Raw genomic sequence first — 11,595 nt, forward strand, 5'->3', positions numbered from 1 at the left:
GCAAGTGCGGTGAAATAAAGGTCAGAAAGGAGGTGCGGCCATGCTCGCGATCATCGACATCCTGTTCGAAGCCCTGCGGCGGATGACCTTCCAGCCGGCCCGCAGGAAGTCCTGCATGCACCCTCGAGCGGCAGAGCGTGGCGACTGTTAGTCTGCGGCGCTTCAACTCCGCACCCAGACCGAGGTTCCGGCAGCACGATCGTAAACGGGGTCCCGCTTTCGGATGACACTCACGGTAATCCAAGCAAACCATCCGACGAATATGAGCCCTGCGAGAATGTTGGCGCCGACGAAGAAAGGGTGGGTGAGCAGAACAAACGGGTCCCAGGCCCCACGTGCCACAGCGAGTTCAAATCCCAACGTCACCAGCATGCCGGGAACGACCGCAGCAAACATCACGGCGTAACGCAGCAAAGCCGAACGGACAGGTACGCCAACGGCGAAGGCATCCCGATGGCTCGCCGTTCTGATAGAAAGCAACTGCTTACCGAGGGTCGCGCCGCGGCGGCTTTCCAGCACCACGAGATACGCCAGGAATACGATAATGCCGAAGAAATCGACGGGCCAGACGTCGCGTTGTTTCCCGTCTGCTCCCAGATAATAGGTTTGCGAAATCCGGGTCGTGGTCCCAGCTTCAACGGTAATCTTGCTGACCGTCAAAGTTCTTTTCAGGTCGAACCCAGCCAACGTAACCCGGCATTCAACGACGCTATTGTAATCGGCTGGTGGCGGTGGCGTAGGCGCTATCGGAAGATCACCGATATCTTCGCAAACCGTACTATGGAAACCAAAACTGGCCTGCACGGCTCCGCCGGTTAGCATGAACAGAACGACGACCACAGCCTGCATCGGCAGGGCGACAAGCATAAAGTCTATGAGGAATGCTATGGCTCGTCGCCAGAAGCCTGCGCGCGATACGACATTCTCAACGCTGTACGTCATCAGATTCCCCCGGCGAAATGGGATCTGTTCGACCCCAGTTCGCTAGGTGTAAAGACAACCTTGCGGGGAAATCAATACCTGCCCTACCCGCGCCAGCCGCTCGTCGCCACAATCGCATCCAACTCCGAAAGAAACGCGGACAACCGCACGCCCTTTTCTGGTCGCGGACGCAGGATGAGGGGCGGCAGCAAACCACTGAAGAGATCTGAATCAAAAACTGAACAGGTGGATTCTATCTTCAAGCCTGTCCGCCGATCGCACTGAAAAGACTCGACAATCGGCGGCATGACCGCAGCAAAACACGCGGCGGCGGCTGGCCATCGTGGCGGGCTCGCCTACTCCACCCGCACCGTGACGAAGCGCAGTTCGCCGGTCTTGCTGGAGAGCATCAGGAGCGCGTTGCGGCGGCCGTTCGACTTCAGCTCCTCGACGCGATCGGCAACGTCGCCGGGCGTATCCATCGCCTCCTGGCCGACCTCGACGATCACGTCGCCTGGCTCGACACGGCGTTCCGCCGCCGCCGAATTCGGCGAGACCTCGGTGATGACAACGCCGTCCACGTCTTCGGCAATGCCGTATTTCTTCCGCGTCTCCTCGTTCAGCGTCGCAAGCTTCATGCCGAGCACGACATCGGTCGCGGGCAGCGGGGCTGCTTCGGGCTTGTCCGGCTTTTGCGTCTCGTCGTTGGTTGTCGCCGCCGGCGCGGCAGCGACCTCATCGCCATCTTCGAGGCGACCGAGCGTCACCTTGACCGTCTGCTCCTTGCCGTCACGGACGACCACCACGTCGACCGCCTTGCCGACAGGGCTTTCGGCAACGGCACGCGGCAGATCGCGCATCTCCGTGACGTCACGGCCGTCGAACTTGACGATGACGTCGCCGGCCTTGATCTCGCCATGGGCAATCGGCCCGCCCTCGATGATGCCGGAGACGAGCGCGCCATGCGGCGTCGCCATCTTCAGGCTCTCGGCGATATCGTCGGTCACCGGCTGGATACGGACGCCGAGCCAGCCGCGCCGGGTCTCACCGAAATCCTTGAGCTGCAGCACGACGTTGGCGGCAAGCTCCGTCGGTACCGAGAAGCCGATGCCGATCGAGCCACCCGACGGCGAGATGATCGCGGTGTTGATGCCGATCACTTCGCCGGCCATGTTGAAGAGCGGCCCGCCGGAGTTGCCGCGGTTGATCGCCGCGTCCGTCTGGATGAAGTTGTCGTAGGGACCGGCATTGATGTTGCGGCCGCGCGCCGAGATGATGCCGACGGAAACCGAGCCGCCGAGGCCGAACGGATTGCCGATCGCCATCACCCAGTCACCGATGCGCATCTTGCGGGAATCGCCGAAAGGCACCGCCTTCAGCGGCGTCTTCGGCTCCACCTTCAAGACCGCGAGATCGGTCTTGGTGTCCTTGCCGACGAGCTTGGCCTTGAGCTTGCTGCCATTGGCAAAGTTGATCTCGATATCGTCGGCGCCTTCGATCACGTGGTTGTTGGTAACGATGAAGCCGGTGGGGTCGATGACGAAGCCGGAGCCGAGCGAATCAACGGTGCGCTGACGGTTGCCGCCCTGGCCACCCTGCCCTTTGAAGAACTCGTCGAAATAGGGCTGGTAGGGCGAGCCCTCCGGCACCTGCGGTGCCGGCGCATCGTCATCGTTCTTGACCTTTTGCGAGGTCGCGATGTTGACGACCGCGTCCAGCAGCCCGGCGGCGAGATCGGCAACGGAAGCGGGACCGTTGGTCGGCGGGCGAATGGCCGTGTTCTGGGCGAGCGCCGTGCTGCTGAAGGCAAGCGCGCTTGTCAGCGCCAGAACGCCCAAGGTGGCGCCAAGCGAGTGAGCTCGGAATTTCGTTCGCGTGGACAAGTCGCTTAAGCTCCTCTGGCTGTTCGATGGTCGACCGCTTCTCTTGGCCGCCACCTCTCCTGCCTACGGCGCCGAGCGCCATAGCACTTTGATTCTTCGCACAATTTTGCGTCGACCGGAACCGGCAAGAGCGCCTATGCGGTAGGAACCGTCGACGCAATCCGCAAACCGCGCGACTTTCGATTTTCACCTGAAGATAAGGCGGAATTCGGAAGCGTCCACACACGATTTCCTGATCCCCGCGCAGAGGACTGCGAAAGGCTGGAGGGTACCGGCTGCGTCTTCTTGGAAGGAGGCGCGACGTGTCAGGTCGTCAGGTCGTGCCCGTGGTCTTTCAGGGCCTGCACGGCCTTGTCGAGATCGGAACCGGCGACGAAGACATAGTCGGTGCTGAAGGTCGAATTGGCGAAGACGCCGACGCCGGCGGCCGAAAGCGGCCTGAGCACGGACGAGAGCACGCCGGGAACGTCAAAGGCAAAGTGCTGTTCGACGCGGAAGCAGCGCCAGCCGAGCGAGCTCTGGACGCTGGAAGGCACGCGGGCGGCTCGGCAGACCAGCGTCATCTCCTCGCGGGAGCTCGACACCGTCCAGAAGCCCGGCCCCGGCAACCATTCCGGTATGCTGGAGCCGATAGTGAGGCGGGTGATCGCGTATTCGGCATCGACCAGCCGGATCAGCAGTTTATGTGGCATTTCGCATTATCCTCGAAGCAACCATACAAGTCCGACCCCGGCAGCCACGGAAAAGAGCCCCGCCAGTCGAAGCTGATGTTCGGGGACATACGGCAAACGCTTCGCCATTTCCACCAAAACCAAAGGGGCCAGTGCGTACACCAGCCCCTCGATGATCAGGAAGAAAGCGATTCCCGTCAGGAAATCTGACATCGTCCGCTTAGTTCCCGGTGGTTGCTGGCGGCGCCGCGGCAGCCGGTGCAGTGCCTTCGGAGTCGTTGAAGTAACGGAAGAATTCCGAATGCGGCGAAAGCACAAGCGTCGTGTCCGGGCTACCGATCGACTGGGTATAGGCCGCCATCGAGCGGTAGAATTCGAAGAACTTCGGATCGCGCGCAAAGGCGTCGGCAAAGGTCCTCGTCCGTTCGGCTTCGCCCTCACCGCGCAGAATTTCCGAATCGCGCTGCGCCTCGGCGACGATCTCGACGACCTGACGGTCGGCGATGGCGCGACGACGCTGGCCGGCTTCGTTACCGCGGGCGCGGATCAGTTCGGCTTCGGCCAGGCGCTCGGCCTTCATGCGGTCGAAGGTCTGCTGCGAGACTTCCTGCGTCAGGTCGGTGCGACGGATGCGAACGTCCTCGATGTTGAGGCCGAGCGATTCGGCATCGGTTTTGAGGTCGGCGCGAACTTCGCGCATCATCGATGCACGCTCGTCCGACAGTGCCGCTTCGAAGCCACGCAGACCGTAGACGCGGCGCAGCGATGCGTCGAGACGGGTGCGCAGGCGTGCCTCGGCCGAATCGCGGTCGCCCGAAACGGTTTCGCGGAAGCGGCGGGGATCGGCGATCTTGTAGACGACGAAGGCATCGACTTCATAGAACTTGCCGCCCGAGACCTGGACGCGGATGTTGTCGAGGTCGAAGCGCAGCGCCTGGTCTTCGACATATTGCACGCGGTCGGCATCCATGAAGGCGAAGGGCAGCTTGAAGTAGAGGCCCGGCTCGGCCTTGACGTCCTGGATCTGACCGAAGCGCACGACGATCGCCTGCTGGCGTTCGTTGACCACGAAGATCGACGAATAGAGACCGACGAAGACGACGGCGAGCAGGATCAGGATGACTGAGGTACGATTGTTGATCACTGTGCTGCTCCCGCTGCTGCTGCTGCTGCACCCGACTGGGCAGGCCGGCCAATTTCATTCAGCGGCAGATAGGGCAGAACGCCCTGCCCGTTCTTCTCGTCGATGATGACCTTCTTCGACTTGCCGAGAACGCCCTGCATCGTTTCGAGATAGAGACGTTTGCGGGTGACTTCGGGCGCCTTGGAATATTCGTCATAGACCGAGATAAAGCGTTGCGCCTCACCCTGTGATTCCTTGACGACGCGGTCCTTGTAGGCGGCCGCCTCTTCACGGATCTGCGCGCCCTGACCGCGGGCCTTGCCGAGCACCTGGTTGGCGTACTGGTTGGCTTCTTCGACGAAGCGGTCTTCGTCCTGTTCGGCACGCTGCACTTCGTCGAAGGCGTCGGCCACTTCGCGCGGCGGCGCCGCATCCTCGATCGCGACGGTGTTGACGGAGACGCCGGCACCATAGGTGTCCATCGTCGCCTGGATCGTGCTCTTCACGTCGGCGGCGATTGCCTGACGGTTGTCGCGGAAGATGTCCTGGGCCGGACGGCGGCCGACGACTTCGCGCATGGCGCTTTCTGCGACCCGCTGCAGCGTGTCGGACGGGTTCTCGACGTTGAACAGATAGGCCTTCGGGTCGGTGACCGAGTAGAGCACCGAGAACTGCACGTTGACGATGTTCTGGTCGCCGGAGAGCATCAGACCCGAATTGGACTGACCACCAGTGCGCCCGCCAATGTTTTGCTGCTGCTCCGTCACCTTGACGATCTCGACCGTTTCGAGCGGCCAGAAGTGATAGTGCAGGCCCGGCATCGAAATTTCTTCCTTCGGCTTGCCGAAGCGCATTTCGACGCCGCGCTCGTCTGGCTGCACCGTGTAGATCGAATTGATCAGGATGAAGCCGACGATCAGCAGGCCGACGATGGCGAAGACACCGCCGTTGAAACCGCCGGGAACGACATTCTTAAGCTGGTCCTGACCACGGCGAATGATCTCTTCCAGATCCGGCGGGCCACCCTTGCCGCCACGCGGCCGATTGGGCCCCTGGCCCCATGGGCCCTGATTGCCGCCGCCGCCGCCGCCCCATGGGCCGCCGCCGCCATTCTGATTGCTCCAGGGCATCAAAACCTCTCTATTGACACTTCCCACGCCAAACGGCCGCGCCACCGCGCGGTCGTTTACGATGTGAAACCGTTATAGGTATCACCCGCACCGCTTTCAACGCGATAGGCCCGAGTTCACCGTAAATGGTTCAAAATAGTTGACGATCCGGCGCGTCAGGCTGTCGCACGCCGCTTCCAGGTAACGAAATGCATGGCGTGACTGTCCTTTTCGCCCTGCGGCAGGTCTTCTTCGAACACCTTCTCGAACACTTGCGCGTCGATATCAGGAAAGCGCGTGTCACCATCGACCTCGGCCTGGACCTCGGTCACGTGCAGGATATCCGCCATGCCGATCGACTGGCGATAGATCTCGCCGCCGCCGATAACGCAGATCTCATCGACGCCCGCCGCCTGAGCCTCGCGGTTCGCGACCGCGATCGCGGCATCGAGCGATGGCACGACATCAGCGCCTTCGGCGACAAAATCCGTGTTGCGGGTGATGACGATATTGGCTCGGCCAGGTAGCGGACGGTTCAGCGAAGCCCAGGTCTTGCGCCCCATGATCACCGGCTTGCCGATCGTCAGCGCCTTGAAGCGCTTGAGGTCAGTCGAAAGCCGCCAGGGCAGATCGCCGTCTCGCCCGATGACGCCGTTGGCGGCAACGGCGACGACGATCGATATCTTCGGATGGATGCTCTTCGTTTCAGTCATGGAACCCGTTCGGTTTGCTGTCGATTTCCCTTGCCCGGTCGTAGGCCGCCCGGTCCGTCACCACGCGGATGTAGCGGTCGACCACCGTGCTTTCCGGCAGGATCTTGCGCATCCATTGCAGCGCGCTTGCGAGCAGCAGGTCGGCCGCACTCATCGTTTCGCCGAGCAGATAGGTCCGGCGGGTGAGCACGTCGATCACATGAGCGCACATTTCGTTGTAGAGCCGCGCCTGCGCCGGATTGTTGATGGTCGCACCGGAGATATGGGCGAGCGCCGTCGGCTCGATCACCCCGGCATAATAGGCGAGCCAGGAGAGATAGGCGCCGCGCTCCTTGTGACCGGGCGGCCGACCGAGGCTGCAATCGGGATGGAGGTCGGTCAGATATTGCACGACCGCCGCCGATTCCCAGATCACTGCGCCGTTGTGAATGAGCGCCGGCACCTGCTTGTGCGGATGCGGATTGTTATCGTCCGGCGCGCCGGAGCCATCCCAGCGGCGGATCGAGACGTAGCGGATCTCGTATTCGGCACCCAGTTCCTCAAGCAGCCAGACGATGCGCGACGACCGCGACAGGGGCGCATGGATCAGTGTGAGCATCATACCTCCCTTGAGGGCCAGCCCTCCCCGGCCACTCTCCGCTGCAGCCCTCGCCAATCGGCTCCATGGCCACGCCCGTATTGTCATGCATGGCAGCGAGGCCCACCCGCACACGCCGGGTCGTCGCTGGCGCGCAGGCGGGTCCGCCCCGCCCAGGTGCCTTAGACCGCGATCGGCGCCTTGATCGTTGAATCAGCTTCGTAGCCGACGAGCGTAAAGTCTTCGAAGCAGAAAGAAAACAGGTCCTTCACGTCAGGATTGATTTCCATCCGCGGCAACGCCTTCGGCGTGCGGGTCAGCTGCAGCCGGGCCTGTTCGAAATGGTTGTGGTAGATATGCGCATCGCCGAGCGTGTGCACGAAATCGCCGAGCTTCAGGCCGGTCACCTGCGCCACCATCATCGTCAAAAGCGCGTAGGACGCGATGTTGAACGGCACGCCGAGGAAGATGTCGGCGGAGCGCTGATAGAGCTGGCAGGAGAGCTTGCCGTCCGCCACGTAGAACTGGAACAGGCAGTGGCATGGCGGCAGCGCCATCTCGTCTACCAGTGCCGGGTTCCAGGCCGAAACGATGTGGCGGCGCGAGTTCGGGTTGGTCTTGAGGCTCTCGACGAGGCCTTCGATCTGGTCGATGTGACGCCCATCCGGCGCGGGCCAGGAGCGCCACTGATAACCGTAGACCGGGCCGAGATCGCCGTTTTCGTCGGCCCATTCGTCCCAGATGGTGACGCCGTTTTCCTTGAGGTAGCGAACGTTGGTATCGCCCTTCAGGAACCAGAGCAGTTCATGGATGATCGAGCGCAGATGCAGCTTCTTTGTCGTCAGCACCGGGAAACCTTCGGCGAGGTCGAAGCGCATCTGGTGGCCGAAGACCGAGCGCGTGCCCGTACCCGTCCGGTCGCCCCGGTCGGTTCCGTTGGTCATCACATGGTCGAGAAGGTCGAGATATTGCTGCATGGTCTGGCGCCGCCGATTCGTATTGCCCTGAATTTAGGACGAAGCCGGCGGCGAACCAATGACCTCCGGGCGATTATCCCGGATAATTCGGCTGCCTTAGAGCGGGATGAGGAAAAGTGCACGCGCTTTTCCTCATCCCGCTCTAACTATGAGAGGCGATCACGTTTATGGTTTTGGGTCAATCGACCCAAAACCATCGTGATCTACAGCGCTTGCAGCTTCCCGAGGTTCTTCGCCACCAGGTAATAGAAGGTAACGCGCGACTTGGAGCGATCGGCAGACATCTCCTTGACCGTGGCGGCGATCGCCGTATCCGCATCGCCGCCGCTGATGCCGAGCTTCTTCTCGCACCATTTCTCCTTGACCCGCTCGAGCTCCTTCGGATCGGTCGCCGACACGAGCGAAGAATCCTTGTTGCGAAGCGCAATCCCAAGGTGACGCACGATCTTGTTCACGATCGCCTCGTCGGCGCCGCTGTCGTATTTCTGCACATCTGCGAGGTAGTCCGTCATGAGGCCTCCAGGTTGCTTTGTTTCTCGAAACTGCGGCCGGACAATGCCTGCCGCATGCAGCAGCGGGAGTTTTTCATGGATGCCGGTCAAGTCAAGGCGGTTCGGGGCCGGCACAGTCCGGGACAAAGTCATATATCCGACACATCCCCCTTTTCTTGGAGACAGGAAAGACCTATATGAACGGTGCCGTCTTCGGGCGGCTATGGCAATAAACGGGCGATGAAATAAACCCATTGGACCCGGGGGCGGTACCCGGCGCCTCCACCAAAAACCGATCTCCTGAGGATCGGCTTTTGATGGGGGCGAAATAGGATCGACAAGGGCGTAAAGATCGACTTTTTGCTCGGCATTGTACCACCGTTATCGGGCTAAACTTATAGTTGCAAACGACAACTATGCTGAAGCACGTCTCGCTGCTTAATCGCGGTGCGACACTTCAAATCAAGTCCTTCCGGGTAGCACCGTAAGGCGGGGTCCGAAGGCACCTGGCAACAGAAGCCTTCACCTTCTCCCCCGCCTCGAAATGGTCTATAGATGCTCAAATAATTGACTCGTCCCTTGTGGATGGGCAATGAAGCGTGACGGCGGCTAGCCGGCAGCAAGCAGTAAGATTGAGTTCGAGGAAAGACGGGACACTCATGGGCCAGGACCACATCCGCTACGACATTCTGGCACAGGACGCGCTCCGCAGCGTCATCCGCAAGGTCCTGACCGAAGTCGCCACGACAGGCCATCTGCCCGGCGAACACCACTTCTTCATCACCTTCCTGACCGGCGCGCCGGGCGTGCGCATCTCGCAGCACCTCAAGGCGAAGTATCCCGAGCAGATGACCATCGTCGTCCAGCACCAGTTCTGGGAACTGAAGGTCACTGACGTCGGCTTCGAGATCGGGCTTTCCTTCTCCGACACGCCGGAACGCCTGGTGATCCCGTTCAACGCCATCCGCGGCTTCTACGACCCCTCGGTCAATTTCGAGCTGGAGTTCGATGTCGCCGCCGGCGAGGAAGAGGAAGTGGAATCGGCCGAAATCACCGCCTATCCGGTCCCGGAAGAAAACGGCGAAGCCACGGCCAAGGAAGACAAGCCTACCGAACCGAAGAACGGCGGCGGCTCCGTCGTTTCGCTCGATTCCTTCCGCAAGAAGAACTGATCACCACCGGCTGCAAGCCGCCTCCAGTCGCAGCCGATTGGGCGGCCAGGATCATGCAGCCACGCGAAGTGCTACAGCGGCCTTTGCGCGTTGAGGACGCGCAGCGCTGAAGGAGCATCGGATCATGACCGGCGACGTCGTCAATCTGCGCCAGTTCCGCAAGCGCCAGCAGCGCACGGAAAAGGAAAAACAGGCCGAACAGAACCGCATCTCCTTCGGCCGCACCAAGGCTGAAAAATCCCTGACAAAGGCGCTGAACGACAAGGCGGAGACCCGCCTTGACCAGGGCCGCATCGAGCGGCCGGCCAAGGACGAAGGCGGCGACAGCAAGGACTGAGCCGCCCTTCCCGAAGAAAAGGCTTCCGGAGCAAGGACTTGCGACCGCTTTTCGAATCGAATTGCCAAGCAGTTGAATCGATCCCGCAGCCCGCGTGCGGCAACTTTCCGCCGCAGCACGCTCCAACTTATTACAATCGATCCCGTTTACGGGGCGATCCGCCCCAAAGTCATTTTGATCCAGAGACCGGACAATGATCCGTAAGCACTCCGCGACCCTGCACGGCCACCGCACCAGCTTCTCGCTCGAAGACGCGTTCTGGCAGGAACTGAAGGCGATCGCCGAGACAAGGGCGATGCCGCTCGCGCAACTCATCGCCGAAATCGACGACCAGCGCACGCCCGATAGCAACCTTTCCTCGGCGCTACGGGTCTACGTGCTGGAATGGCTGAAATCGAAACTTGCGCTGCCGTCGCCTGACGCGAACTGACGCGCAACCCATTGCGCCAACAACAAGAAATCACCTACAGCGCCGCGCGTCTTATCAGACGCGCGGCGCTGTAGCACTTTGATTTGCTGCATGTCTTTGTCCTTAAATCGAGGTCGATTCAAGGAGACATGCAGTTCGCCACTGTGTGGCGCTTGCAACAGCAGCACCGGTTTTGCCCGCATCCGCTCCCGTTCGCCGCCGAATTCGGTTGTTTTCGCAGCAACTTATATAAAGATGTGCGTATCGAGGGTGGCAAGTCTGAGTCGCCACCACTGCGGGAGGCGTATCATGAGAATCTCTACGCGTATCGGCCTTACGGCCTGCTTGAGCTTGGTGTCCTGCCTTTCGGCCAATGCGGCCGATATCACGCCGCTGATGGCGCCGACGGCGCCGGTGGAAGAAACCGAGAGCGGCTGGCAGTTTACCGTCGCCCCCTATTTCTGGATCGCAGGCATTTCCGGCGACACGGCGCAATTCGGTCTTCCCACCGTCCATATCGACTCTGACTTCGGCGACATCTGGGACAATCTGGATTTTGCGGCCATGGGCATAATTGAAGCCCGCAAGGACCGCTTCAGCATCTTCTCCGACTTGATCTATTCCAAGCTTTCCGGCGACGGTAAGGCGCGTGGCATCTTCACCGACACGGTGGACGTGAAGTCCGAAACCTTCGCCGGCCTCTTCGCCGTCGGCTATACGGTGTTCGAGGATCAGCAATCGCACCTTGACGTTGTCGGCGGCGCCAAGGTCTGGTCGGTCGATACCACCATCTCCTTCCAGGGCGGGCCGCTCGACGGCGTCAGCCGTGAAGACGGCGAAACCTGGGTCGACGGCATGGTGGGCTTGCGGGGAGCCTACTACATGACGCCGGAAATCTACCTGACCGGCTGGGGGATCGTCGGTGCTGGCGGCGCCGATATCGATTGGGATGTAGGGCTCGGCCTCGGCTACCGCTTCAGCGACACCATCTCGGCTGTCGCCGGCTATCGTGCGGTCGGCGTCGATTACGACAACGACGGCTTCATCTTCGATACGGTGCAGCAGGGCCCGATCCTCGGCGTTTCCATACGCTTCTGAGCATTCGCATGGGAAAGAACCCGGTTGCCATGCAACCGGGTTTAAGAGGTGGTGACCCAACCGTCACGTTTGTCCGCGCGTCTCCCGACCGCCGTAGCAGACGTCGCACGCAGA

14 protein-coding genes and 1 other RNA gene are annotated in these 11,595 nt (G+C 61.3%); 5 read left to right on the top strand and 10 right to left on the bottom strand.

The window, feature by feature from the left end; translation table 11 throughout:
• Window positions 1-162 precede the first annotated feature (162 nt).
• From IB265_RS10500 to IB265_RS10545, 10 genes are all read right to left on the bottom strand, one after another.
• Window positions 163-942, bottom strand: a complete 780-nt coding sequence (locus tag IB265_RS10500) for an RDD family protein (protein ID WP_057253580.1) — start codon at window positions 940-942, stop codon at window positions 163-165.
• A gap of 335 nt (window positions 943-1,277) precedes the next feature.
• Entirely contained in the window at window positions 1,278-2,759 is a 1,482-nt protein-coding gene (locus tag IB265_RS10505) for a DegQ family serine endoprotease (protein WP_057253578.1), read from the bottom strand.
• 350 nt (window positions 2,760-3,109) lie between these two features.
• Window positions 3,110-3,496, bottom strand: a complete 387-nt coding sequence (locus IB265_RS10510; protein WP_057253576.1) for an ACT domain-containing protein — start codon at window positions 3,494-3,496, stop codon at window positions 3,110-3,112.
• A gap of 6 nt (window positions 3,497-3,502) precedes the next feature.
• Entirely contained in the window at window positions 3,503-3,688 is a 186-nt protein-coding gene (locus IB265_RS10515) for a DUF2065 domain-containing protein (protein ID WP_057253574.1), read from the bottom strand.
• Between the two features lie 7 nt (window positions 3,689-3,695).
• Complete coding sequence (gene hflC / locus IB265_RS10520; protein WP_057253572.1) at window positions 3,696-4,619, bottom strand: protease modulator HflC; 924 nt, start codon at window positions 4,617-4,619, stop codon at window positions 3,696-3,698.
• Entirely contained in the window at window positions 4,616-5,728 is a 1,113-nt protein-coding gene (gene hflK, locus IB265_RS10525) for an FtsH protease activity modulator HflK (protein WP_057253570.1), read from the bottom strand. Before hflK ends, hflC begins: the two co-directional genes overlap by 4 nt.
• Window positions 5,729-5,883: 155 nt before the next feature.
• Window positions 5,884-6,420, bottom strand: coding sequence for a dihydrofolate reductase (locus tag IB265_RS10530; RefSeq protein WP_057253568.1), 537 nt, complete (start codon window positions 6,418-6,420; stop codon window positions 5,884-5,886).
• On the bottom strand, window positions 6,413-7,018 hold the full coding sequence (locus IB265_RS10535) for a glutathione S-transferase (protein ID WP_057254388.1): 606 nt from the start codon (window positions 7,016-7,018) through the stop codon (window positions 6,413-6,415). The genes IB265_RS10530 and IB265_RS10535 overlap by 8 nt, the downstream gene beginning before the upstream one ends.
• 161 nt (window positions 7,019-7,179) lie before the next feature.
• Entirely contained in the window at window positions 7,180-7,974 is a 795-nt protein-coding gene (locus IB265_RS10540) for a thymidylate synthase (protein WP_057253566.1), read from the bottom strand.
• Between the two features lie 203 nt (window positions 7,975-8,177).
• On the bottom strand, window positions 8,178-8,486 hold the full coding sequence (locus IB265_RS10545) for a DUF2853 family protein (RefSeq protein ID WP_057253564.1): 309 nt from the start codon (window positions 8,484-8,486) through the stop codon (window positions 8,178-8,180).
• A gap of 146 nt (window positions 8,487-8,632) precedes the next feature.
• Between IB265_RS10545 and ssrA the strand changes: the two genes are divergently transcribed.
• The 5 genes from ssrA to IB265_RS10570 all read left to right on the top strand — a co-directional run bounded on the left by ssrA (window position 8,633) and on the right by IB265_RS10570 (window position 11,481).
• Window positions 8,633-8,992, top strand: a transfer-messenger RNA (tmRNA) gene (gene ssrA, locus IB265_RS10550).
• Between the two features lie 132 nt (window positions 8,993-9,124).
• Window positions 9,125-9,637 carry an SspB family protein gene (locus IB265_RS10555; protein WP_057253562.1) on the top strand — a complete coding sequence of 171 codons (513 nt, stop codon included), beginning with the start codon at window positions 9,125-9,127 and terminating at the stop codon, window positions 9,635-9,637.
• Between the two features lie 124 nt (window positions 9,638-9,761).
• A complete protein-coding gene (locus tag IB265_RS10560; RefSeq protein WP_057253560.1) occupies window positions 9,762-9,974 on the top strand; it encodes a DUF4169 family protein in 213 nt (70 codons plus the stop codon).
• 193 nt (window positions 9,975-10,167) lie between these two features.
• Window positions 10,168-10,404: a ribbon-helix-helix domain-containing protein gene (locus IB265_RS10565; protein WP_057253558.1), complete on the top strand. Its 237-nt coding sequence runs from the start codon at window positions 10,168-10,170 to the stop codon at window positions 10,402-10,404.
• A gap of 288 nt (window positions 10,405-10,692) precedes the next feature.
• Window positions 10,693-11,481 (top strand): hypothetical protein, encoded by a 789-nt coding sequence (locus IB265_RS10570; protein WP_057253556.1) that lies wholly within the window; start codon window positions 10,693-10,695, stop codon window positions 11,479-11,481.
• Window positions 11,482-11,595: the final 114 nt, after the last annotated feature.

The organism is Ensifer sp. ENS10 (assembly GCF_014852025.1).
Taxonomy (GTDB): domain Bacteria; phylum Pseudomonadota; class Alphaproteobacteria; order Rhizobiales; family Rhizobiaceae; genus Ensifer.

Excerpts from the sequence above, each read along its gene's own strand:
- IB265_RS10535 (WP_057254388.1), bottom strand. The coding sequence starts at position 7,018 with ATGCTCACACTGATCCATGCGCCCCTGTCGCGGTCGTCGCGCATCGTC.
- IB265_RS10500 (WP_057253580.1), bottom strand. The coding sequence starts at position 942 with ATGACGTACAGCGTTGAGAATGTCGTATCGCGCGCAGGCTTCTGGCGA.
- IB265_RS10565 (WP_057253558.1), top strand. The coding sequence starts at position 10,168 with ATGATCCGTAAGCACTCCGCGACCCTGCACGGCCACCGCACCAGCTTC.
- IB265_RS10515 (WP_057253574.1), bottom strand. The coding sequence starts at position 3,688 with ATGTCAGATTTCCTGACGGGAATCGCTTTCTTCCTGATCATCGAGGGG.
- IB265_RS10545 (WP_057253564.1), bottom strand. The coding sequence starts at position 8,486 with ATGACGGACTACCTCGCAGATGTGCAGAAATACGACAGCGGCGCCGAC.
- IB265_RS10570 (WP_057253556.1), top strand. The coding sequence starts at position 10,693 with ATGAGAATCTCTACGCGTATCGGCCTTACGGCCTGCTTGAGCTTGGTG.
- IB265_RS10530 (WP_057253568.1), bottom strand. The coding sequence starts at position 6,420 with ATGACTGAAACGAAGAGCATCCATCCGAAGATATCGATCGTCGTCGCC.
- hflK (WP_057253570.1), bottom strand. The coding sequence starts at position 5,728 with ATGCCCTGGAGCAATCAGAATGGCGGCGGCGGCCCATGGGGCGGCGGC.
- IB265_RS10560 (WP_057253560.1), top strand. The coding sequence starts at position 9,762 with ATGACCGGCGACGTCGTCAATCTGCGCCAGTTCCGCAAGCGCCAGCAG.
- IB265_RS10555 (WP_057253562.1), top strand. The coding sequence starts at position 9,125 with ATGGGCCAGGACCACATCCGCTACGACATTCTGGCACAGGACGCGCTC.
- IB265_RS10510 (WP_057253576.1), bottom strand. The coding sequence starts at position 3,496 with ATGCCACATAAACTGCTGATCCGGCTGGTCGATGCCGAATACGCGATC.
- IB265_RS10540 (WP_057253566.1), bottom strand. The coding sequence starts at position 7,974 with ATGCAGCAATATCTCGACCTTCTCGACCATGTGATGACCAACGGAACC.